Here is a 23,094-nt window from a genome sequence, read left to right as displayed (position 1 = left end):
ACTGCCCGAACACGGCCACACCGACAACGAGATCGCCGAACGTCTGGCCAATCCGCCGGGCAAAGGCGATCTGGGCGATGCAGTTTATGGCGCTATCGACGGCGCGGTGACGACCTTTGCCATCGTCGCCGGGGTCGCGGGCGCGGGCCTGTCGCCCTTCATCATCGTGGCGCTGGGGCTGGCAAACGTGCTTGCGGACGGATTTTCCATGGCTGCGGGCAATTACTCGGCCACCAAGGCTGAACGCGACAACAAGATGCGCCTGCGTGACATCGAAGAACGTCACATCCGCCTGCATCCGGAAGGCGAAAAGCGCGAGTTGCGCGCGATCCTCGAACAAAAGGGCCTGTCAGGGCCAACGCTGGACGAGGCGGTCGCGCAGGTGTCGAAGAACCATGAGGTCTGGATCGACACCATGCTGGAGGGCGAATACGGCATCGGATCGGTCGATCCGCACCCGATGCGGGCGGCGCTGGTGACATTTGCCGCCTTCCTGCTGGCCGGATTTGTGCCGCTGCTGCCGTTCCTGATTGGCATGACTCAGGGCTTTGCCGTCGCGACTGTGCTGACCCTGATCACCTTTTTCGCCATCGGGTCGGTAAAAAGCGTCTGGTCACTGGCCCCGTGGTGGCGGTCGGGGCTGGAAACGCTGGCCATCGGCGGGGTCGCGGCAGGGATCGCCTACTACGTAGGATCGCTGTTTGGCTGAAGGGCGTCAGCGCTCCAAAGAGCCCAGCGGCGGCAGCAGGTCGCCGCAGACAAGCCGGGTCAGGATGCGCTGGACCGGGCGGACCGTCGACAGTGGATACAACGCTCGGTCCCGCAGAACCGGCAGCCAACGGCTGTCGCCCTGATATTGTGGCGTGAAAAGGCGGCTCATCAACTGGTAGCCGCGCACATGCCAACGCCGCGCCTGCGCGTACCATTGCGCTGCCAGCGCCACGTCGCCGCGCGCGGCCTCCAGTGCCCTTGCAAGGGCACAGGCGTCCAGCAAGGCCATGTTCGCGCCCTGCCCCAGTTGCGGGCTGGCCCGGTGCGCCGCGTCACCGATGTAGATCACCCCGTCCTCGAACGGGCGCCGCAGCGTGCCGTGCGCATAGCGGGCCATGGTCATCTGGTCGGGGTCGGTGATCTGTTCGACAAAGGGCGCAAAGGCGGGCCAATGAGAAATCGCCTCTGCCCGCCATGCCTCTAGCCCGCCATCGCGCCATTCGTCAAAAGCCCCCGCCGGGAGCGACCAGAAAATCGACGATCGAAACCCCGACTGACCGGGAATGCGGCCCACCGGCAGAACGCCCAGCATCCTGTCGGCGCGGCGATAAGCCTGCCGCAATTCATTGCGCGGCAGTTCCGTCCCCTCTGGCCAGTCCACCGTGCCCCAGAGCGCACCATAGCCCAAAGGCCGCGCGCGCATCGGAGACAGCGGAGAGCCGGTACCGGTGGCGTCGACAATCAGCTCGAACGGCCCTTCGCGTCTGTCGTCAAACAGCAGTTCCATCCCCGCGCGCCCGGTGACGCGGCGGCCCGGCTCTATCTGCACCCCGGCAGCCAGCGCGGCCTCGTGTAGCGCCTGAAACAGCGCTGCACGATGAATGGCAAGACCAAAGCGCGGATCGCCGGGGGCGTCATAGGCCACGTCCAGAACGGGACGCCCGCTCAGAACCTCATGGCCGAACATGCGGTGGATGCGGTTGCCCCACCCCATCGCGGCAGGCAATGCGCCCAGCCTGTCCAGAACGTCCATTCCAACGGGCTGCACCACCAAGCCAGAGCCGACCGGGGCGGGCGCGTCGAATTGGTCAAAGACCGTGACGTTGTGGCCCGACTGGCGCAACGCCGTTGCCGCCGCAAGGCCGCCCATTCCGGCCCCGGCAATCGCAATATCCATGGCGGACCTCCCCTTCCTCCGAAAGAAGGGAAACCGTCTTGGCCGGGAAGGCGCAAGCGACGCAGCGACGCAGGCGGTGCGACCGATCCGCCCCATTGGCTGTCACAGAACGCCCCCGGGACCAGCCAAAACCGGAGCCGGGAGCGTGTCATGCGGGCTTATTCGACGGGCGCTCCGTCCGGGGCCACCGGCGCATCAGGCGCGTCCGTCATTGGCATCGGCGCGCCCGTAGGATCAACAGCTACGGGAGCCTCGACAGGGTCTGTCGTGGCGGCGGGGCCCAGCGACAAGACAGCAACGATGGCCAAGCCTATAGCCACCGCCACAACTAGGCCAAACACCGACCCTTTCGATCCTCGGGTGGTGGCAAGTCGTTGGTCAATCCGCTCGTCGGGGGCATAACGCGCCTCGTGCTGGCGCAGGTACGGGTCCTGAGTAGTCATTTGGCGTTCCTTTCCTCCTGTAGCGTCGGAGAGGTCCGGCGCATGCGGTTAACGTGGCGATTGCGCACGCTCAGGAAAGGGATCGCAGCCTCACCCCGGAATTCTCGGTACAGGATTGCCGAAATGCCCGTTTCGACTCGGCGGGTTCCAGCGGACGGAACAGCAGCGCGGCGCGCGACCGGCTTTGATCCGCCGGGCGCGCCTGTGCCTGCGGCAGGTTCCCGCCCCCGCCCGCATCCTCTGGACGCCCGCCCCGTCCGGTCCTATAAGGCGCGCAAGATGTGTTTTTTCGCGATCATCATCCGAATTACATGCCCGGCGCTCTGACAGTACGAGCCGCCGGGACAAGGCGTATGAGCCCTCACGCCGCCCCTTCATCCTGACCGACACGACCGATCCAAAGGACGCCCGAGATGTGCGCCGACACACCCGACACGACCCTGCCCGACTACAAGGACACGCTGTCCCTGCCGAAAACCGATTTCCCGATGCGCGCGGGCCTGCCCAAGCGCGAGCCCGGCTGGCTGGACCGCTGGGACCGACTGGGGGTCTATGACCGCCTGCGTGAGAAAAAAGAAGGCCGCACGCCCTTTATCCTGCACGACGGCCCGCCCTACGCCAACGGCCACCTGCACATCGGCCACGCGCTGAACAAGGTGCTCAAGGACTTCATCGTGCGGTCCCAGCAGATGATGGGCCGCGACGCGCGCTATGTGCCCGGCTGGGACTGCCACGGCCTGCCGATCGAATGGAAGATCGAGCAGCAGTACCGCGAAAAGGGCAAGAACAAAGACGATATCGACGTGGTCGATTTCCGTCAGGAATGCCGCAAGTTCGCCGAAGGCTGGATCGACATCCAGCGCGGCGAATTCCAGCGCCTTGGCGTGACCGGCAACTGGGCCGATCCTTACCTGACGATGAATTTCCACGCTGAACGCGTGATCGCCGAGGAATTCCAGAAGTTCCTGATGAACGGCACGCTGTATCAGGGGTCCAAACCCGTGATGTGGTCGCCGGTGGAAAAGACCGCGCTGGCCGAGGCCGAGGTCGAATATCACGACCACAAGAGCCACACGATCTGGGTGAAGTTCAACGTCGCATCTGCGGCGGATTTTCCCAACACCGGCGCCTGCATGAACACGGACCTGTTGTCGGCCAAGGTTGTCATCTGGACCACGACCCCCTGGACCATCCCGTCGAACAAGGCCGTCGCCTATAATCCAGCTATCTCCTACGGGTTGTATGAGGTCACCGGAACGCCCGACGAATGCTGGGCCACGGTGGGCGACACATACCTATTGGCCGACACTCTGGCCGCAGAGGTGCTGACCAAGGCACGGCTTGAGGACGGACAATGGACGCGCGTGCGCGACGTTTCCGCCGATGAACTGGCCGGACTGACCCTTGCCCACCCGCTGCGCGGGATCGACGGCGCGGATGGGTTCTGGGACTACGACGTGCCGATGATCGACGGCGACCATGTCACTGACGATGCCGGCACCGGCTTTGTCCACACCGCGCCCAGCCATGGTCAGGACGACTATGAGTGCTTTGTCGCGCGCAACTGGATCGACCGGATGACGCACAACGTGGGTGAGGAATCCGAATTCCTGCCGCATGTGCCGCTGTTCGCCGGGCTACAGGTCTTTGACCGTAAGGGCAAAGAGGGCAAAGCCAACTCTGCCGTCATCGACGCTCTGGTCGCGGCAGGCGGTTTGCTGGCGCGTGGCCGGGTGACCCACAGCTATCCGCATAGCTGGCGGTCCAAGGCACCGGTCATCTACCGCAACACGCCGCAGTGGTTTGCCGCCATCGACCGTGAGGTCGGCGACGGGCAGGACACCTATGGCAAGACGATCCGCGAACGGGCGCTGACCAGCATCGACCAACTGGTCAAGTGGACGCCGCAGACCGGGCGCAACCGCCTGTATTCCATGATCGAGGCGCGGCCCGACTGGGTTCTGTCGCGCCAGCGCGCATGGGGTGTGCCGCTGACCTGCTTCACCAAGAAAGGCGCGTTGCCGACCGATCCGGACTTTCTCCTGCGCGACGAGGCTGTGAATGCCCGCGTCAACGAGGCGTTCGAGACCGAAGGCGCGGATGCCTGGTACAAGCCGGGCGCAAAGGCACGCTTCCTTGGCAATGAGTATGACCCCGAGGAATGGGAACAGGTGTTCGACATCCTCGACGTGTGGTTCGACAGCGGCTCGACCCATGCCTTTGTGCTGCGCGACCGTCCCGATGGGGCAGAGGACGGCATTGCCGATCTCTACCTCGAAGGCACCGACCAACACCGCGGCTGGTTCCATTCGTCCATGTTGCAGGCCTGCGGCACCAAGGGTCGTGCGCCTTATCGTGGCGTGTTGACCCACGGGTTCACGCTGGATTCCAAGGGCAACAAGATGTCCAAATCGCTGGGCAACACGGTGGCCCCCGAGGATGTGACCAAACAATACGGCGCGGATATCCTTCGGCTCTGGGTGGCACAGGCGGATTACACTGCCGACTTGCGCATCGGGCCGGAGATCCTGAAAGGCACCGCCGACGGCTATCGCCGGATGCGCAACTGCCTGCGCTACATGCTGGGCGCGGTGACCCATTTCTCTGAGGATCAACGCGTCGACGCCGCCGATATGCCGGAACTGGAACGCTATATCCTGCACCGTTTGGCAGAGCTGGATCACGTGGTGCGCGAAGGTTATGCCGCCTATGATTTCCAAGGTGTCTATCAGCAGTTGTTCAATTTCTGCACCGTGGAATTGTCGGCCTTCTACTTCGACATCCGCAAGGACGCGCTGTATTGCGACGGCGACACCGCGCGCCGCCGCGCTGCACGCACCGTCATGGACCTGCTGTTCCACCGTCTGACAACATGGCTGGCCCCGATCCTTGTCTTCACCATGGAAGAGGTTTGGCTGGAACGGTTCCCGGGCGACGACTCGTCGATCCACCTGCAAGACATCCCGGAAACGCCCAAGGAATGGCTGGATGAGCCGCTGTCCGCCAAGTGGCAGATGGTCCGCCGCGCCCGCCGCGCTGTGACCGCCGCGCTGGAGGTGCAGCGCACCGATAAGGTGATCGGTGCCTCGCTGGAGGCCGCGCCGGTGGTGCATGTCCGCGAGGCGGATATGCTGACGGCGCTGAAGTCGGTTGCGTTCGAAGACGTCTGCATCACCTCGGACATCGTGTTGTCGGGTGATCCCGCCCCCTCCGAGGCGTTCCGCCTGCCAGAGGTCGACGGCGTAACGGTCGTCTTTGAAAAGGCCGATGGTGAGAAATGCCAGCGCTGCTGGAAGATCCTGCCGGACGTGGGCACTCACGCCCATCCTGCCACATGCAAGCGTTGCAACGACGCGCTGGGGTGACAGCCTGATCTCTCGCCTGTCCCGGCTGGTCCGGGGCAGGCCCGCGCACGGCATTGCCGGACCGCCCTGAATCGCGTTACCCTTGGGTAAACAAGATGCGAGGGACCCGATGCTGCGCCGCTTTTTCCTGATTTCGCTTGTCTCGTTCACTGCCGCTTGCGGGGTTCTGCCCGGCAATCTGGCGCTTGGGCCAAACTCCACCCTCATTGTGACGCGCCATGCGGACCGTGATGGCGAGGACCTGAACAACAAGGGCCGTGCCCGCGCGCAGGCCCTCGTCAAGGCCGTCGACGGGCTGGGCGTCGCGCATATCTACAGCCCCGGTATCAAGCGCAATCTCGACACGGCGGCCCCGCTGGCGCAGGCGCTTGGCCTGCCGGTCAAACGACTGCCGCAGGAGAATCCTACCCCCGCTCTGGTCGAGCGTGGCGCGGGAACCGTGGTGATCTGGGTGGGCAACAAGGGCAACATCGCGACAATCTGGGAGGACCTGCGCCTGTCAGAGCCGTCGCCGCTGGCCTATGGCGATCTGCACATCATCCGGTCTGACGCGCAGGGACGGGTGACAATCGAACGCCGCCGTTATGGGCCGGAGTAGATAGCGGCGTCAGGCCAGCCCGCGATCCCGCGCGATCATCGCCGCGTGCGTGCGGTTGCGGGCCTCCAGCTTGCGGCTCAGGGTCTTGACGTGCAACTTGACCGTGACCTCCTGCAAATCAAGGTCGCGGGCGATTTCCTTGTTCGCCTTGCCCTCGCAGATGCCGCGCAAAACCTCTTGTTCGCGCCGCGTCAGAACGCCTTCTTTGTCGAGGCGTCCGGGTTTCATGAAGTCGATCGGCGTATAAACCTCCCCCGCCGCCATGAAACGCGCCGCTGACAACAGCGACCGCGCGCTCAGAGTCTTGGGGATGAACCCCTGTGCGCCCGCCTTCAGCGCCGCGCTGGCCACGTCCCGCGTCGCACTGCCCGACAGGATTGCCACCGGACGCCCGGAATTGGCTGCCCGCATGAGATCAAGCCCTTCGAGACCGTTCATTCCCGGCATGTTGTAGTCCAGAAGAACAAGGTCAAAGCTGCCGCTTTCCTTGGCCATCGCAACCGCATCCTGCAGCGTGGCAACGGTGCGGACCTCATCCACATCCGCGCCGTCGAGATAGGCAGCAATCGTATCACGAACCAAGTCGTGGTCATCCGCCACAAGAATTCTCATCATTTCTGCCCCACTCAAACCATTGCGCCGCTGTTCCCGGTCCCCGGCTGTTTTTCCCGGTTCGTTGTGCCTTGCTCGTAAGTTATAGATACAGGAATTGAAATACATTGCCAAACTCTGTGTCCCAAGATGCGGCACTCAGACCCGATCCCGCTTGCATGTTCGCGCATAGATGGATTGCCTTGGCGAACACGGACCCACAAAGGTGTGCAAAAGATGATCTGTTGCCCCAGACCCCAGTTGGCCGACCTTGTCAGCACCGCTCTCGCCTTGGTGATTGGGTAATGCGCCCGGAAGCAAAGACACCTTTTTTTGCGCCGGCAATCGGTCTGCGGCGCGTTCTGGCCGTGCTGGTCGTCTTTTTGATCGTCGTGACCATCGCCGTGCTGGTGCTTGACCTGCGCCAGCAGGTCCGCAAGCTTGCCGCGTCGGCGGCGGACAATATGCAATGGACGCTGGGCCAGACCGAAGTGGAACTCATGGCGCTGGAAATCGCCGCCCTGCGCGCCAGCGCCGAGATCGACCCGCTGGAAGAAGTCCGCCTGCGCTACGATGTGTTCTACAGCCGCGTGCAGACCCTCAAGGACAGTTCAAGGTTCGCGACCTTGCTGGACTTTGGCAACGTGAAAGACCGGATCGACGAAATCTCGGTCTTTCGGGACATTTGGCTGCCCGTCATCGACGGGCCGGATGCGGCCCTTCGCGCCGCCTTGCCCCAGATGGCTGATGAGGCCCGCGCCGCACGGGGCGCTGTCCGCGACGCAACGCTGGCCGGCGTCGAATTCTTCTCTGAAATGGGTTATGAGCAGCGCGACAGTCTGGGTGAAAGCATGGCGCGCGTCGGGCTATTGACCGTGGCGTTGTTGGGAGTGCTGGCGGTCCTGTCGCTGGCGCTGTTCCGGCTGGCGCGCCAAAGCGATGCCGAAGCGCGGGAAAACCGTGAGACCCGCGAACGGACCGAAACCATTCTCTCGACCGCGTTCGACGCTGTGGTGGTATCCGACTATGCCGGGCGCATTATTGAGTACAACGGCGCGGCAGAGCGTGTTTTTGGCTACTCGCACTCCGAGGCCATCGGCGCAGACATGGCCGATCTGATCATTCCGGACCATTTCCGTGACGCTCACCGCGAGGGGATGGCCCGCTTTCGCCGCGGTGGAAGCCCAAGATTCATGGGCAAGGGCATCGTCCGGCTGGACGCCAAACGGCGCGACGGCTCGATCTTTCCGGTCGATGTGTCCTTGGCCCGCGCCCAAAGCCCGCATGGCGAAATCTACATCGCGTTCCTGCGCGACATTTCAGACCGTGTCCGCAGCGAAGCCGCCCTGAAACGCGCGCGGGACCGCGCCATCGCTGGCGAAAAGCAAAAGGCCGAGTTGCTCGCCGTCATGAGCCATGAGATGCGCACCCCTTTGAACGGGATGCTGGGGACACTGGAACTGGTCGACAATTCCGCGCTCGACAAACGTCACCAGCGCTTTTTGCGCATCGTGAAAGAGTCCGGCCGGGTGTTGCTGCGCCATGTAAACGAGGTTCTGGACATCTCGCGGCTGGACGCTGGCAAGATGAGCCTGCGCAAGACGGGGTTCGATCTGATCGCATTGCTGGAAGAGACCATCGACAACCAGCGCCAGAACGCGGCGCTGCATGGCAACACTCTTGTTTTGGTGCCGCCGAACCCGGAACTGCACCACGTCCACGGCGATCCGGACAGGCTGCGCCAGATCCTGCTGAACCTCGTGAGCAACGCGATCAAGTTCACCCGCAATGGCCGCATCGCCATCGAGGCCGATTGCAGCAACGGGCTGGAGGCGGTCGAACTGAGGGTGACCGATACCGGCATCGGCATCGCCGAGGCGGATCTTGACCGCATATTTGAGGACTTCGTCACCATCGACAGCACCTATGGGCGCAGCACGTCGGGCACCGGGTTGGGGCTGGGCATTTCCCGGCGACTGGCCACGGCACTCGACGGCGAACTGGACGTAGAAAGCGAACCGGGCGACGGCAGCGTATTCTGGCTGCGACTGCCGCTTGCTCCGCCAGAGCAGGACCATCCAGACCTGCCGGAGCCGGAGAGTCCGCCGGTGACACCATCCCCGGTGCCGCCGCCCTGCGATATCCTGTTGGTCGAGGACAACGAGATCAACCGGATTGTCGGACGCGAATTGCTGGAACACGACCGCCACCATGTCGAGACCGCCGCCTGTGGCGAATTGGCCCTGAAGCTGGCAGAAGCGCGCCGCTACGATGTTGTCTTGATGGACATTTCCATGCCCGGAATGGACGGGATCGACGTAGCGCGCGCCATACGCTGTGGCGCGGGGATCAACGCCGGAACACCGATCATCGCCACCACGGCACATGCGCTGCCGCAAGAGATCGAGGCCTTCCTTTCCGCCGGAATGCAGGCGGTCCTCATCAAGCCGCTGACGCTTGACGCGATCCGCAAGGCTTTGATGCAAGCCATGCAAAAGGGACCCTCTGGCCCGTCGCCCACTCTTGTCCCATCGACCTGCGAGACCATCGACAAGACCCAGCTAGCCGAAATGCGGCGGCATCTATCCGATGATCGCATGGCTTTCATCCACGACCGTTTTGTCGATGAGATGTCCGATTTTCTCGATGTTCTGCCGGACCTGTTGCTGTCGGGGAGCAGTGGCTTGGCCACACTGGCGTCCGAAGCGCATCGCCTGTCCGGCTCTTCCGCGGTATTGGGGAGTGTCAAGCTGACCGCCCTCCTGCGGGCTCTGCACAACGAAGCACAGGCCGAACAGAGCGCCGTCTTGGCGAAGCGCACTGTTGAGCTGGCGGCGTGCTGGGACACCACGCGGGCGGAGCTGGCGGTCGCGTTGCAGGCATTGGAACAGGTGCACTAGGCGCAGTGGCTTTACCCTGTCCGCCCAGCGGCGTTAAACACCCAAGAAACCGCGCAGGAGAGCCCCAATGTCCAACCCGCTTTACGACACTTTGCTTGGCCCCCAGTCGCAGAACGCCAAGGTTTTCCTGCACCTGCCGGAGGGGGAGCACCTCAGCTATGCGGACTTCGTCGGGCGGGTGGCGCAGTTCGCCGGGGCCTTGCGCGGCCTGAACCTGCAACCGGGCGACCGCGTGGCGCTACAGGTCGAAAAGTGCCCCGACGCGCTGGCGCTGATCTTTGGCTGCATTCAGGCCGGCGTGATCTTTTTGCCCCTTAACACCGGCTACACGCCCGATGAGGTCGCCTATTTCGTCGAGAACTCCGGCGCGTTGGTGTTGGTCTGCGATCCGTCAAAGGCAAAAGCCTTGGGCGCGGTGGCAGAGCGTTGCGGCGCGGGCCGTGAAACGCTGGGTCCGCGGGGCGGCAGTCTTACCGACAGGGCTAATGCCGCACCCACGACAGCCCCGGTCACGCCGCGCACCGGCGAAGACCTTGCCGCCTTTCTCTATACCTCCGGCACCACGGGCCGCTCCAAGGGTGCAATGCTGAGCCAGAACAACCTGCTGTCCAACGCGCTGACGCTGGTCGACCTGTGGCGTTTCACCCGCGACGATGTCTTGCTGCATGCGCTGCCGATTTTTCACACCCACGGCCTGTTTGTGGCGACCAACGTGATCCTCGCAGCGGGCGGGTCGATGGTGTTTTTTCCGAAACTCGACGCCAGTGCACTCATCGACTGGATGCCGCGCGCCACCAGCCTGATGGGCGTGCCGACTTTCTACACCCGCCTGCTGGACAACCCGCGCTTTGACGGCGACGTGGCGCGGGGTATGCGGCTGTTCATCTCCGGTTCCGCGCCGCTGCTGGCAGAGACGCACAAACAGTTCGAGGCCCGCACCGGCCACCGTATCCTTGAACGTTACGGCATGACCGAAACCAACATGAGCACTTCAAACCCCTATGACGGCGATCGCCGCGCCGGGACGGTGGGGCTGCCCCTGCCGGGGGTCGAGGCCAAGGTTTGCGACGCCAGCGGCACCGAACTGCCGCGCGGTGAGATCGGGGTGTTGGAGGTGCGCGGGCCGAATGTCTTTCAGGGCTACTGGCAAATGCCGGAGAAGACCGCCGCTGAGTTGCGCGACAATGGCTTCTTTATCACCGGCGATCTGGCGGTGATGAGCGAGGATGGCTACGTCACCATTGTGGGCCGGGGCAAGGACCTTATCATCTCCGGTGGGTTCAACATCTACCCCAAGGAGATCGAAGAGCTTTTGGACGCGCAGCCCGGCGTTCTGGAATCCGCCGTGGTGGGCGTTCCGCATCCGGACTTCGGTGAGACTCCGGTGGCGGTGCTGGTGCCGCAGCCCGGCGAGGTGCCGGATCTGACGGCGATCGGCGCAGAGGTGTCCGCGCGGCTGGCGCGGTTCAAACATCCGCGCCACATGGAACTGATCGACGCGCTGCCGCGCAATACGATGGGCAAGGTGCAAAAGGCGGCGCTGCGCGAACGGTTCGCGGGGCTGTTTTCAGCTTGAAACGCCGGGCTTGGCGCGGGCCTGCACGGCGTAGGAGCAGCGGTAGGGTTTGATGTCCAGCAAGGGCGTGCCGGTCAGGCAGTCGAGGCCGCGCACCGTGAGGGTTGCGCCCTCGCGCCCGATCAGGCGGACGATTGAGGTGCCGATGGGATTGGGGCGCAGCGGTGAGCGGACGGAAAAGGTGCCGCGCGTCTGGCCGTCCGCCTTGGGGCTTTGGGTCAGCAGGTCGCGGCGGGCCTCGTGCAGCCAGTAGAGAACCTCGATAAATTCGAACTGGTCGAGGCCTTCGAGGGCCGGGGCATAGATGGGGTCGAGGATCAGGTGGCAATCGGGGCCGCCGTCGGGGTCGCCCTGTCTGGGGCAATCGGCGCGGACGTTGAAGGGGGTCTGAATCTGGCCGATGAATCGGAGGCCCGCATCGGTGGCGGGGGGCAATTCGGCATGGATTTCGCTGGGGCGGAGCTGATCTCGGTGGATGGAACTGGACATGAGCAGAGAGTGCCCTTGCGGCTGGATTTGGGCCATTGGGTTTTTGGCCGCAGGGAGGGCTGTCCACGTGTGGACAGCAAGGTGACGCAGCGTCTTCAATAGGTTGCAGAGACGAATTTACGGAGTGTTAGGGTTTGGGGGTGCGGGAGGGAGCGAGGACGCGCCGGTGGAGCGGTCGCAGGTGTCGGCGCGTTTGGGCCTGGTCATGAATTTATGACGGAGGCAATTCTATGATGATCGGTCGTCGTCAGGGACTGGACTGAGGTGAGTGTTTTTGGCAAGAATGGCTTAGCCTGATGAAGCGGCTGACCAACAGCGTGGAACGCGGTAAAAGGCGTGCGGCGAAGGCAGAAACTTGGACGAAGCTAAGCTCGATCTTTCTGACGACACGAAGCGGGATGCGTTTCTCGCGACGGAATTTAACGCACTCCGCCGCGAAATAGAGCTTCAAGTCGTTGAACGCCGGAAGGTCGAAGGTCAGACTTTTGCCGGCTTGGCAGCAATTTATTCTTGGGTTCTGACGCGAAATCCGCCTCTTGATCCATTTTATATGAAAGCTTCTCTGGCAATACCGATGTTCTTCGCCGCCCTCGGATTGTTGAGGTGGCTTGCCATCATGATGCGAATTATGGCCATTGGCGCATACATTCAAAGTATGGAAGAAAAAATAGTAGGAGAAGGGCGCGGGTGGGAGACCATACTGAAAAAAATGCGCGAGGCAAATCCTGTCAAGAGTCAGCTTGAAGGTTGGGTAGAGTCGATGACATGGGGTCTTTCACTCATCGGCTCCACCGCTGCATTTATTTATTCGTTGGTTTACCTATAGCTGTTCGAAACCACCGTTTTTTGGGCATCACGACATTTTCGGCTTCGGCCTGTAAATCCGTCCCATGCCGTGCGTCCCCAAGTCCCCCTACCCCAATAACACCCTCGGCTCCTCGCGCCCCTTCACCTCCGTCTCGAACACAAACGTCTGCCCCGCCGCCTCGTACTCTGGCAGGCCCTCACTGGCGGAGGTGAGCAGGAGCGTGGTCAGGTCGGGGCCGCCGAAGCTGGGGCAGGTGATCTTGGGTGTGGGCAGGGGGAGTGCGCGCAGGAAGGTGCCGTCCGGGGTGTAGCAGGCAACGCGGGCGGCGCCCCATTGGGCGTTCCAGAGGTTACCTGCTGCGTCGGTGACGGCGCCGTCGGGGTTTAGCCCCTCGGGGGTCAGGTCCAACCAATCCGAGGGGTCGCCCAACGGCCAGCCTTCGGCGTCCAGTGCGACGCGGCGGATGATCTTGGTCGGGGTGTCGGTGAAATAGGCGTAGCCTCCGTCCGGGGAAAAGCAGATGGCGTTGGGGATGGAGATGCCGGGATACAGCTTGCGCAATTCGCCCTTGTAATAGCGGTAGATCGCCCCTGCCCCGGCTTCGGCGTTGTAGCCCATCGTGCCGATCCAGAAACCACCAAAAGGGTCGGCGCGGCCATCGTTGGAGCGGGTGACGGGGGTGTCCGCCTCCAGATCAACCACATGGGTTTCGGTTCCGGCGTCGAGGTCAAAGACAAAGAGGTCACGTTCGGAGGCGATCAGCAGGCGGGTGTCGTCCACCCATCCGGCGGCAGAGACCGCGCGGTCAAACTGCCAGTGTCTTTGCGCGCTGCCGTCGTGTTCATAGAGGCGGTGGCCAAGGATATCGAACCACAGAAAGCTGCCCCGCTGGGGGTGCCATAGCGCGCCCTCGCCAAGGATGCAGCGGGTGTCGGACAGGGTGGTGCAATCAGTCATGGGAAAATCCTCAGGCGGCAACGGTGACAACGCCGCCATCGACGGCAAGGCATTGTCCGGTGATCATGGCGCTGGCCTGTGAGGCCAGAAAAAGAACAGGTCCGGCAAGGTCCAGAGGGACCAGATGGCGGCCAAGGCATTGTTTCGGCAGGAAGGCGGCCAGCGCCTCTTCATTGGCCCAAAGACGCAACTGACGGTCTGTCAGCACCCAGCCGGGGGCGACGGCGTTGACGCGGATGCCGTCGCCGCCAAACTCGCGGGCATGGCCACGGGTCATGGCGGTGATGGCGCCGTTGGCAGTGGTGTAGGCGGTCATCTCACCCATGCCGACCATGTAGCTGATGGAACTGAAGTTGACGATTGTGCCGCCGCCCGCCGCCTGCATCATCGGCACAGCAATCTGGGTGGTGAGAAAATAGCTTTTCAGGTTGACCGCAATCAGCGCGTCCCACTCTTTCGAGGTGGTGGTGAGGGTGCCGTGGCGCGTGTCGTTGGCGGCGTTGTTGATCAGCACGGTGATCGGGCCATGCGCCTTGGCGGCCTTGGCCATGGCGGCGCGCAAGGCGGGCTCATCGGTGACATCGCAGCGGATGAACAGCGGGCGATTGCCGTGCCGGGTTTCCATCCGATCGCAAAAGACCGAGACATCCGAGCGTTGGACAAAGGCGACGCGCGCCCCCTGCTGAAGGAATGCCTCTGTTAGGGCGGCGCCGATCCCGGCGCCACCGCCGGTGATGAACACCGATGCGCCGCGCAGGTCCGGGTGGACGGGGATCGTGTTCCGGGTCTCGTCCATCGTGCTCCTCCCCCATGATTGCGCTGCCACTGTCACGCGGCACGTCGCGTAGCGCAAGTCCCCTCAAAGGGCTGGAATCACGGCGCGATATCGGTTCTAGTCTGGGCACACCGCAAGAGAGGGTTCCATGAACTGCGTATTCGTCCAGATCAGATGCCGCCCCGGCACGGCCTACCGCGTGGCCGGAGACATCGCCCTGCGCGAAATCCATTCCGAGTTGTACTCGACCAGCGGCGAGTATGACCTGCTGCTCAAGATGTACATCCCGGAAGAGGACGACACGGGCAAGTTCATCAACGACAACCTGCTGGATATCGACGGGATCGAACGCACCCTGACAACGCTGACGTTCAGGGCGTTCTAGACAACAGACGACGGGGAGACTTTTATGAATTTCAAGACATTGGCACTGGGCAGCGCGGTCTGCGCCGCGCTGGCGGGCGCGGCTGCGGCCGAGGTGAAGGTGGGCATGATCACCACGCTGTCGGGCGGCGGCGCGGGCCTTGGCATCGACGTGCGCGACGGCTTTATGCTGGCGATCGAACAGTCGGGCCGTGACGACATCGAGGTGGTGATCGAGGACGATCAGCGCAAGCCGGACGTGGCGGTGCAACTGGCGGACAAGCTGGTGCAGTCGGAAAATGTGGACGTGCTGACCGGCATCATCTGGTCGAACCTTGCGATGGCGGTGGTGCCATCGGTGACCGCGCAGGGCAAGTTCTACCTGTCGCCGAACGCCGGTCCGTCGCAGCTGGCCGGGCGGGGGTGCCACCAGAATTACTTTAACGTGGCATGGCAGAACGACGCCTTTCACGAGGCGGCGGGCGCCTATGCGGCGGCGGACGGATCGAAGAAGGCCTTTGTCATGGCGCCGAACTATCCGGCGGGCAAGGATGCGATCACCGGCTTCAAGCGCGGCTTTGGCGGTGAGATCGCCGAGGAGGTCTATACCAAGTTGGGCCAGACCGACTACGCCGCCGAGATTGCGCAGATCAAGGCCTCGGACGCGGATATCCTGTATTACTTCCTGCCCGGCGGGATGGGGATTTCCTTTATGAAGCAATACTCTGGCTCGGGCGCAGAGGTGCCGGTGATCGGGCCTGCATTCTCTTTTGATCAGGGAATTCTGGGCGCGATTGGCGATGCTGCGCTGGGTGTGAAGAACACCGCGCATTGGTCCAAGGATCTGGACGCGCCCGGCAATGCCGAATTCGTGGCCTCGTTCAGCGAGAAATACGGGCGGCTGCCGTCGCTTTACGCGGCGCAGGGGTTTGATACGGCATTGCTGCTGATTTCGGCCTCTGCCGCGGCGGATGTGACGGACGCGGATGCGTTCCGCGCGGCGCTGAAGGCGGCGGATTTCCAATCGGTGCGCGGGGCGTTCAAGTTCGCCGACAACCACCACCCGATCCAGACCATCTACATGCGCGAAGTGGTCAAGGAGGGCGACGTGGTCACCAACCGTCTGGTGGGTCCTGCGGCGGAAAACTACGCCGATCCCTACGGCGTTGACTGCAAGATGTGACGACAAGGGGGCGGGTGGCGTGCCGCCTGCCCCCAAGACGCCGGCGGGCGTCTGAACCAAAGGTATTCCCTCCCCATGTCCCTGATCCTCATCGCCGAGCAGGTCCTGAACGGCCTGCAGTTCGGCATCATGCTGTTTCTGATGGCCGCCGGATTGACGCTGATCTTTGGCGTTATGGGGCTGATCAACCTTGCGCATGGGTCGCTGTATATGGTCGGCGCGTTTTGCGCAGCGGCGGTGGCGGCGGCAACCGGGTCATTTGCCTTGGGGCTGGTGGCGGCGCTGGCGGGAGCGGCGGCGGCGGGCGCGCTGATCGAACTGGTGGTGATCCGACGGCTGTATGACCGGGACCATCTGGACCAGGTGCTGGCGACCTTTGCGCTGATCCTGATTTTCTCCGAAGGCACGCGCTGGGTCTTTGGATCGTTTCCCTTGTATCTGGACGTGCCGCAGGCGCTGGCCGGGCCAGTCGCCCTGCCCTTTGGCATCCAGTATCCGCTGTACCGGTTGGCGCTGATTGTCATCGGTCTGGTGGTGGCGGCGGGGCTGTTCTGGCTAATCGCGCGCACGAGGATCGGGGTGCAGATCCGCGCCGGGGAAAACGACCGCGAAATGATTGCCGCGCTGGGTGTGGACATCGACCGGCTGTACACCTTTGTCTTTGCGCTGGGGGCGGCACTGGCCGGGTTGGCGGGTGCGCTGGTGGGCGCGATCCAGTCGGTGCAGGTGGGGATGGGCGAGCCGGTGTTGATCCTTGCCTTTGTCACCATCGTCATCGGCGGGATTGGCAGCATCAAAGGCGCGCTGGTGGGCGCGCTGCTGGTCGGGCTGACAGAGACTTTGGGCTCGGTGTTCCTGCCCGAGCTTTTCAAGCTGTTCATGGCCCCTGCCGCCGCCACGCAGACCGGCGCGTCGCTGTCGTCGATGGCGATTTATATCCTGATGGCCATGGTGCTGATCTGGCGGCCCACCGGGTTGTTCGGAGCGCGGGCATGAGGGGGATGGCGCGCAAGGGGGGCTCTGCCCCGTCGCAGCAAAGCTGCGACTCCCCGGGATATTTTTGGACAGAAGAAACATGGGGGGGCGGCGCGTGCGGTTAAGCCGGGAAGCGGTTTTCAACCTTGTGGTTCTGGCGGGGCTGGTGGCGCTGCCGCTGTATGCGCATCTGAGCGACGCGCCGTTTACCATCACGCTGGCGACGCGGGCGGTGATCCTGTCGCTGGCCGCCGTGGGGTTGAACATTGCGCTGGGGATTGGCGGGCTGGTGAGCCTAGGTCATGCGGTGTTCTTTGGCGTTGGCGGCTATGCCATGGGCATCCTTGCCTTTCATGCGCAGAATTACACGCCGCTGATGGAGTGGCCCTTTGTGATCGAGGGGACCAAGTCGATGCCGGTGATCTGGCTGGTGGCGGTTTTGGCCTCGGCCCTAGCGGCGCTTGGGATCGGGCTTTTGTCGCTGCGCACGAGCGGCGTGTATTTCATCATGATCACCTTGGCCTTTGGGCAGATGTTCTACTATTTCACGATTTCCTGGTCGGCCTATGGCGGCGAGGATGGCATGTCGATCTATTTGCGCAACGGTTTTCCGGGGTTAAATACGCTGGTGCCGGTGCAGTTTTACGGCCTGTGTTTTGCACTGCTTTGCGCGGCACTTGCCTTTAACGCGGTGCTGTTGCGGTCGCCGTTCGGGTTGGCGCTGAACGCCGCCCGGCAAGTGCCGGAGCGGGTGCGCGCCGTGGGGCTGGACCCGTTCCGCCTGCGGCTGGTGGCTTTTGTGATTTCGGGCGCGATCACCGGGCTGGCGGGGGCGCTATTTGCCGATCTCAACCGCTTTGTGTCGCCCACGATGTTCAGTTGGCAACTGTCGGGAGAGTTCATTGTCTTCATCATCATTGGCGGCACCGCGCGGCTGTTTGGCCCGGTGGTGGGCGCGGTCCTGTTCGTGACGCTGGAGCATTTTCTGGGCGGGCTGTCGGACTATTGGCACATCTGGTTCGGGCTGCTGCTGTTGGGGGTTGTGCTGTTCGGCAAGGGCGGTCTGATCGGCCTGATCGCCGGGAGAGGCCGGGTGCATGACTGACGCTGTTTTGCAGACGCGCGGGTTGTTCAAGGCGTTTGGCGCGTTGCAGGCCACGGAGGATGTCTCGATCGAGTTGCGGCCCGGAGAGATCCACGCGGTGATCGGGCCGAATGGCGCGGGCAAGTCCACCCTGATCGGCCAGATCAGCGGGGCGATTGTACCGGACGCGGGGGCGGTGTTGCTGGGCGGGCGCGATGTGACGGCTTTGTCGGTGCCGGGGCGGGCGCGCGCGGGGCTGGCGCGGACCTTTCAGATCAGCCAGTTGGCGATGGAGGACACGGTGTTGCAGAACGCGCTGTTGGGCGCGCTGGGGGCGGCGGGGCGGCCATTTGACATGTTGCGTCCGGTGGCGCGCCGGGGGGCGTTGCGCGACCGGGCCGAGGCGGCGTTGGCGCGGGTCGGGCTGGCGGATCAGGCGCGGATGCGGGTGGCGGAGTTATCGCACGGGCAGCGGCGACAGTTGGAGGTGGCGGTGGCGCTGACGCTGTCGCCCCGGTGTTTTGTGATGGACGAGCCGATGGCGGGTTTGGGCACCGAGGGGTCGGCGCGGTTAACCGGGTTGCTGGATGGGTTGCGCGCGGAGGCACCGATCTTGCTGGTGGAGCATGACATGGACGCGGTCTTTGCCCTCGCCGACCGGATCAGCGTGTTGGTCTACGGGCGGGTGATCGCCAGCGGAACGGTGGATGAGATCCGCGCCGACCCCGCCGTGCGCGAGGCCTATCTGGGGGACGCCGCATGAGCGCGCTGTTGCAAGTCAGCGGGCTGGAGGCGCGGTACGGCAGCAGTCAGGCGCTGTTCGGCGTCGATCTGGAGGTCGCGGCCGGCGAGGTTGTGGCGCTGATGGGCCGCAACGGCATGGGCAAGACGACGACGGTGCGCTGCATCTGCCGGATGATGCGCGCCGAGGGGGGGGTGTCGTTTGACGGCAGGGATTTGCGCCGCCTGCCCTCGCACCGGGCGGCGCGGCTGGGCATTGGGCTGGTGCCCGAGGGGCGGCGCTGTTTCGCGGATCTGACGGTGCAGCAAAACCTGATCGCGGCGGCGCGTCCGGGGGCGTGGGATTTGGGCGCGGTCGGGGGGTTGTTTCCCCGGCTGGCAGAGCGTCAGACGCAGGTGGCGCGGTCGCTGTCAGGGGGCGAACAGCAGATGCTTGCGATTGGGCGGGCGTTGATGACCAACCCCCGGCTGTTGATTCTGGATGAGGCGACAGAGGGGCTTGCCCCGCTGATCCGGGCCGAAATCTGGGAGGCGATCGGGCGGCTGAAGCGTGACAGCGGGCTGGCGATCCTTATTGTCGACAAGAGCCTGAAGGAACTGGCGGCGGTGTCCGACCGGGCGGTGATCCTGAACCGCGGGCGCACGGTCTGGACCGGGGCGCTGGACGGGCTGGCACCGGATCTGGCGCAGCAGTATCTGGGCGTTTGAGGTTGGCCTTAACCGCCGCCTAGTGGGCGGATCATGAAATCCCAGCCCGACAGCGCGGGGACATCGATGTAGCGCGCGCTGGCCCAGCCGGTCACGCCGCCCGCAGCGACCTGATACCAGACCCCCTGGCCGTCTGCCGCCAAAGTGCAACCCAACACCTGAACCGGGGTGCCTTCGGTCCAGCGCGCGACCGGGTCGCCACCCGGCGCGGTGCGGATGTTGAGGTTCGAGGCCAGCCGCGCGCCTGACCAGTCCAGCCGATGCAGCGGCGCGTCCGGGTTGGTGTCGCCGGACCACCGGTACTCTGCCGGTTGCTCCTCTTCGAGGAACCGGTTGCTGGCGTCCCATGTGTAGTAGCGCCGGGTCAGTTTGCCGCCGTGACAGCCAAGGCTATCGGCCAGAAGCGCACCGGTGGCGCGGGGCAAGGCCCCTCCAGAACCGACATAGCCAAATTCGTCCCGGGGGGCTGCGCACCAGCCGCCGCCTGTCGAGTCGCGCCCGCAATCCCCGGCCCCCGCGATGCCCAGCGTGTCGCCCTCTTGCCATTCGATGCTGCAACCGTCGTTGGCAAGGCGGAGGTCTCCGACCCGCTCGAACAAGGTGGTGAGCGGGGTGTCGTCGGGAAAGCTGCTGCCGATTTCGACCGGCCAGAACTCATAGGCCCAATCGATCATGCTGCGCCCCTGAGAATAGGTCAGGTATTGGCACATGTTCAGCGCATCACGCTGGGTCAGTCCCGACAGCGCCAAGGGCGTTGTGCCCTTGGGTCCCGCCACCGGCACAAAATCCATGAACCGCGTCACCAGACCGCCCTGCAACAACAAAAAGTCATCGGGGCGGCGATAGTGCAGCGCGTTCTGGACCAGTGCGGAAGGCGCGATGCCATTGCCGATCAACTGGATGTATTCGGACATGATCTGATAGGTCAGGTCCATTGCCGCCGCGATCTCTGTCTGGCGCGCCTGCTGATCGACGGGGACAAACGGCATGTGAAAGCCCAGCCGCCCGCCCAGTTCGACATACCGGACCGAATTGCCGGAATCGCGCGGCAGCGCCGCGAGGGCAAAGGCCACCGCGCAGGCGGACATGCATTCGTCACCGTTCAGGACGATCACCCCGTTCAGGGCCGGGTCGCCGTTGCCGGCGCGAAAGAGGCGGAGAAGCTCTCCGATCTTGACGCCTTCGAGAAAGTTGCCGCCGGGGCTGTCGAAGGTGACGGCAAAGGAGCTGACCGTTTCTTCGGGGCCGATGAGGTCGGCAAGGCGTTGGGCGTCGCCCTGATCTATCGTCCCGGAGACATGGTAAATTTGCAGCCCCTTGCCGTAGTAATGGCCGCCATCTGCCCCGGCGGGCCGCACCACGGGTTCATTCCGGCCGACGTTTGTCCATTCGCCATAGATCGGCCAAAGCTGTGCCAGCCGGGGGCGCAGGTCATCGCGCAGGGTGATGTCGGCGGCCAAGCCTGCGCTGCCCGTCACGGAACAAACCGCCATGAGCCAAGTCAGGCAGAGCCGTTTCATTTCACCACGTAGGTGCCAAAGCTGTAGTTCACCGTGCCGCTGTCGATGGTCACGGAACCGTCCATCTGACCTTGACCCAGCGCGGCCACGACCAGCCGCAAGGCCGCCTTGAGCTGGGTGGCGTCGTCAAGGCCGGTGGAACTGCACAAATAGCCGATGGTGTGCGGGCCTTTTTCATCCTCTTCCTGAATTTCCAGACCATAGGTGCTGGTCGCCGTGACCTGATAGCGGGTCTGGATCTTGCTGAGTTCGACCTTTTCGAAAATCTCCAGCGGGATCGGCGTCAGTTTGCGGTTGGGCGAAATATCGACGAAGGCGGGTGTGCAGGTCTCTGGCACGTCGGCCACGACAGAGAGTTCCTGTCCCACCCCCAATTCTTTGGGGAACAGGGACATGATCAGCGGCAACGGCCTTGGCTTGCCATCCGGCGTCGGAGTCGGCGGCGTCACCTTGAGAACCTTGGAATTCTCAATGATCAGGGCCATCGGAATGCCAAAGTTCACGCCGATCTTTTCGATGCCCGAGTTATGCAGCCCGATCACCTGCCGCGATGAACTGTCGATGATCGGCGACCCGGAGTTGCCGCCCAGCGTATCGCAGAGATGCCGCAGCCTGACGCCGCCCTGAAACTCTGGCGCGGGGCCAATCGGCGGGCGGGCGGCGCGACAGCCTTCGCGGCTGATGTGTTGGGATTTACCCAGCGGATGACCGATGATCCAGTAAGGCATGCCTTCGGTCGCTTCGTGATCGCTCAGCGGCAGCGGCGGAAAGAGGTCGGTGGGCACGCCGACCACCTCGAGGATGGTGTAATCCAGTTCGGCGGAGGTTTCGACCGGGTCCGGCTTGACCACAAAACGCTGCGCCTCATCCGCGCGGCCCGGTTCCAGAAACCCCGCGACCCATGTCAGCGAGATCAGTTTCGTGGCCCCGATGCGCGGGTCCTTGAGCACGCCGGGGATGCAGTGGTGATTGGTCAGCAGGTGTGTGTCATCGACCAGAAAGGCCGTGCAGGGGTTCTGGCCCGCGTCGTGGACGATCTGCAACATGCCCACCCCGCGCCCGAGTTTGCGGAAATCGGCGTTCTCTGAATAGGTATTGATCGGCTCGTTGTTGTAGCCTGTGACGCTGACTTCGGTTTGGAACCCCTCCAGCGGCACCGGGCCCGCGACAAGCGGCACGGCAGAAAGCATGGCTGCACAGGCAGCGGCGGTCAGGCGGGCGACAATGGGCATGGCAATCCTCAGATCAAACAACAGTCCTTGGCGTGAGCATAGCAAAACCATACCTGCGCGCCTTGAAAAAATGCGCTATCTGGAAAATGTCGTGCCGTTCGTCTATACTGGACGGGACATTCACGCGGCCGAAACGGCCCAATTCCATTTTGCGAAGACCTGAGCCCTTACCCTGACAGAGCTGGACCCCGCCATGACCAAATCGATCCTCCCCGCCCTTGCCCTGATGGCCCTGCCCGGACTGGTCGCCGCGCAATCGACCGTGACGCTGGATTCCTTTTCGCTGGACGACGATCCCAAGCCGAATGCCGCCGCGTCAGAGATGCGCGATTGTCTGCTGGACGCGTCGGCCTGCGCCAGCAATGAGTTCGGTGGCGGCGCCAAGTTCACGCTGGACGATGTGGTCAACCTTGGCGTTGTCAAACGCGAGCCCAAGCCGCCCGTCACGGCAGGCACGCCGACCACGACGATTGCCGTCATCGACCGGACCAAACCCGCGCCTCAGCCGCTGCCGACGATCGACCTTGAGGTGCTGTTTGCCTACGATTCGGACCGGCTGACGCCGCAGGCGATGGCAAAGCTGTCGTCGCTGGCCTCGGCGCTGGCGGACCCGCGGCTGCAAGGCAGCAAGCTGGTCTTTATTGGCCACACCGATGGTGTGGGCAGCGCCGCCTACAACCGCGAACTGTCCAAGCGCCGGGCAGATTCGGTGGCGCGCTACGTGCAGTCGACCCTGCGTATGGGCACGTCGCAGATCGAGGCGGTCGGTGTCGGGTTCGACTACCTCAAGAACTCGCGTTTTCCCGACGCGGCGGAAAACCGGCGTGTGCAACTGGTGCTGGTGCCGGGTGCCTGACCCCGGCCTTTTGGCATGAGACACGGTTGAAGGGGCCCGCGC

Annotated in this window: 21 protein-coding genes; 13 read left to right on the top strand and 8 right to left on the bottom strand. The window is 63.8% G+C overall.

All coding sequences use genetic code 11. The annotated features are described in order from the left end of the window. Position 1: 1 nt before the first annotated feature. On the top strand, positions 2 to 709 hold the full coding sequence (locus tag VOI21_RS18895) for a VIT1/CCC1 transporter family protein (RefSeq protein ID WP_323771715.1): 708 nt from the start codon (positions 2 to 4) through the stop codon (positions 707 to 709). A gap of 6 nt (positions 710 to 715) precedes the next feature. Here the strand turns inward: VOI21_RS18895 and VOI21_RS18890 are convergent, their stop codons facing one another. Together VOI21_RS18890 and VOI21_RS18885 are read right to left on the bottom strand one after the other, a co-directional pair. Next, complete coding sequence (locus tag VOI21_RS18890) at positions 716 to 1,888, bottom strand: NAD(P)/FAD-dependent oxidoreductase (protein ID WP_323771514.1); 1,173 nt, start codon at positions 1,886 to 1,888, stop codon at positions 716 to 718. A gap of 158 nt (positions 1,889 to 2,046) precedes the next feature. Then, a complete protein-coding gene (locus VOI21_RS18885) occupies positions 2,047 to 2,331 on the bottom strand; it encodes a hypothetical protein (protein WP_323771513.1) in 285 nt (94 codons plus the stop codon). Positions 2,332 to 2,744: 413 nt separating this feature from the next. Here VOI21_RS18885 and ileS point away from each other — a divergent pair, with 413 nt between their 5' ends. Further along, complete coding sequence (ileS, locus tag VOI21_RS18880) at positions 2,745 to 5,696, top strand: isoleucine--tRNA ligase (protein WP_323771512.1); 2,952 nt, start codon at positions 2,745 to 2,747, stop codon at positions 5,694 to 5,696. Positions 5,697 to 5,805: 109 nt separating this feature from the next. Continuing rightward, a complete protein-coding gene (locus tag VOI21_RS18875; RefSeq protein WP_323771511.1) occupies positions 5,806 to 6,294 on the top strand; it encodes a histidine phosphatase family protein in 489 nt (162 codons plus the stop codon). Between the two features lie 9 nt (positions 6,295 to 6,303). Here VOI21_RS18875 and VOI21_RS18870 read toward each other — a convergent pair whose 3' ends face one another. Continuing rightward, the gene (locus tag VOI21_RS18870) at positions 6,304 to 6,906 is read right to left on the bottom strand and encodes a response regulator transcription factor (protein ID WP_323771714.1); all 603 of its coding nucleotides are present in this window, start codon (positions 6,904 to 6,906) and stop codon (positions 6,304 to 6,306) included. Positions 6,907 to 7,190: 284 nt separating this feature from the next. Here VOI21_RS18870 and VOI21_RS18865 point away from each other — a divergent pair, with 284 nt between their 5' ends. After that, positions 7,191 to 9,785, top strand: a complete 2,595-nt coding sequence (locus tag VOI21_RS18865; protein ID WP_323771510.1) for an ATP-binding protein — start codon at positions 7,191 to 7,193, stop codon at positions 9,783 to 9,785. Positions 9,786 to 9,852: 67 nt separating this feature from the next. Further along, positions 9,853 to 11,361, top strand: a complete 1,509-nt coding sequence (locus VOI21_RS18860) for a malonyl-CoA synthase (protein WP_323771509.1) — start codon at positions 9,853 to 9,855, stop codon at positions 11,359 to 11,361. On the opposite strand, the gene tsaA is transcribed toward VOI21_RS18860, so the two are convergent. Beyond that, positions 11,353 to 11,850, bottom strand: a complete 498-nt coding sequence (tsaA, locus tag VOI21_RS18855; protein ID WP_323771508.1) for a tRNA (N6-threonylcarbamoyladenosine(37)-N6)-methyltransferase TrmO — start codon at positions 11,848 to 11,850, stop codon at positions 11,353 to 11,355. The two genes, VOI21_RS18860 and tsaA, sit on opposite strands and share 9 nt — an antisense overlap. A 355-nt stretch (positions 11,851 to 12,205) precedes the next feature. Between tsaA and VOI21_RS18850 the strand changes: the two genes are divergently transcribed. Further along, positions 12,206 to 12,676 carry a hypothetical protein gene (locus tag VOI21_RS18850; protein ID WP_323771507.1) on the top strand — a complete coding sequence of 157 codons (471 nt, stop codon included), beginning with the start codon at positions 12,206 to 12,208 and terminating at the stop codon, positions 12,674 to 12,676. An 87-nt stretch (positions 12,677 to 12,763) separates the two neighbouring features. Here VOI21_RS18850 and VOI21_RS18845 read toward each other — a convergent pair whose 3' ends face one another. Next, positions 12,764 to 13,615: an SMP-30/gluconolactonase/LRE family protein gene (locus VOI21_RS18845; RefSeq protein ID WP_323771506.1), complete on the bottom strand. Its 852-nt coding sequence runs from the start codon at positions 13,613 to 13,615 to the stop codon at positions 12,764 to 12,766. Positions 13,616 to 13,625: 10 nt separating this feature from the next. Further along, entirely contained in the window at positions 13,626 to 14,411 is a 786-nt protein-coding gene (locus tag VOI21_RS18840; protein WP_323771505.1) for an SDR family oxidoreductase, read from the bottom strand. A 127-nt stretch (positions 14,412 to 14,538) separates the two neighbouring features. On the opposite strand from VOI21_RS18840, the gene VOI21_RS18835 reads away from it, so the two are divergent. The 6 genes from VOI21_RS18835 (at position 14,539) to VOI21_RS18810 (ending at position 19,444) form a co-directional block, all read left to right on the top strand. Continuing rightward, positions 14,539 to 14,775 (top strand): Lrp/AsnC ligand binding domain-containing protein, encoded by a 237-nt coding sequence (locus VOI21_RS18835; RefSeq protein WP_094033077.1) that lies wholly within the window; start codon positions 14,539 to 14,541, stop codon positions 14,773 to 14,775. A gap of 24 nt (positions 14,776 to 14,799) precedes the next feature. After that, positions 14,800 to 15,936, top strand: a complete 1,137-nt coding sequence (locus VOI21_RS18830) for an ABC transporter substrate-binding protein (protein WP_323771504.1) — start codon at positions 14,800 to 14,802, stop codon at positions 15,934 to 15,936. Positions 15,937 to 16,011: 75 nt separating this feature from the next. After that, complete coding sequence (locus VOI21_RS18825; RefSeq protein ID WP_323771503.1) at positions 16,012 to 16,932, top strand: branched-chain amino acid ABC transporter permease; 921 nt, start codon at positions 16,012 to 16,014, stop codon at positions 16,930 to 16,932. Positions 16,933 to 17,011: 79 nt separating this feature from the next. Continuing rightward, entirely contained in the window at positions 17,012 to 18,016 is a 1,005-nt protein-coding gene (locus tag VOI21_RS18820; protein WP_323771502.1) for a branched-chain amino acid ABC transporter permease, read from the top strand. Beyond that, positions 18,009 to 18,758, top strand: a complete 750-nt coding sequence (locus VOI21_RS18815) for an ABC transporter ATP-binding protein (RefSeq protein ID WP_323771501.1) — start codon at positions 18,009 to 18,011, stop codon at positions 18,756 to 18,758. Before VOI21_RS18820 ends, VOI21_RS18815 begins: the two co-directional genes overlap by 8 nt. Further along, complete coding sequence (locus VOI21_RS18810; protein WP_323771500.1) at positions 18,755 to 19,444, top strand: ABC transporter ATP-binding protein; 690 nt, start codon at positions 18,755 to 18,757, stop codon at positions 19,442 to 19,444. The genes VOI21_RS18815 and VOI21_RS18810 overlap by 4 nt, the downstream gene beginning before the upstream one ends. A gap of 8 nt (positions 19,445 to 19,452) precedes the next feature. On the opposite strand, the gene VOI21_RS18805 is transcribed toward VOI21_RS18810, so the two are convergent. Continuing rightward, positions 19,453 to 20,964: an SH3 domain-containing protein gene (locus VOI21_RS18805; protein WP_323771499.1), complete on the bottom strand. Its 1,512-nt coding sequence runs from the start codon at positions 20,962 to 20,964 to the stop codon at positions 19,453 to 19,455. Further along, a complete protein-coding gene (locus VOI21_RS18800; RefSeq protein ID WP_323771498.1) occupies positions 20,961 to 22,196 on the bottom strand; it encodes a serine protease in 1,236 nt (411 codons plus the stop codon). The genes VOI21_RS18805 and VOI21_RS18800 overlap by 4 nt, the downstream gene beginning before the upstream one ends. 193 nt (positions 22,197 to 22,389) lie before the next feature. On the opposite strand from VOI21_RS18800, the gene VOI21_RS18795 reads away from it, so the two are divergent. After that, positions 22,390 to 23,052, top strand: a complete 663-nt coding sequence (locus VOI21_RS18795; protein ID WP_323771497.1) for an OmpA family protein — start codon at positions 22,390 to 22,392, stop codon at positions 23,050 to 23,052. Positions 23,053 to 23,094 lie beyond the last annotated feature (42 nt).

The sequence above is a fragment of the Antarctobacter sp. genome, assembly GCF_034670325.1.
In the GTDB taxonomy this organism is placed as follows: Bacteria; Pseudomonadota; Alphaproteobacteria; order Rhodobacterales; family Rhodobacteraceae; genus Antarctobacter.
Note: the sequence above shows the minus strand (reverse complement) of the source record. Positions and strands in the feature narration are given on the sequence as shown.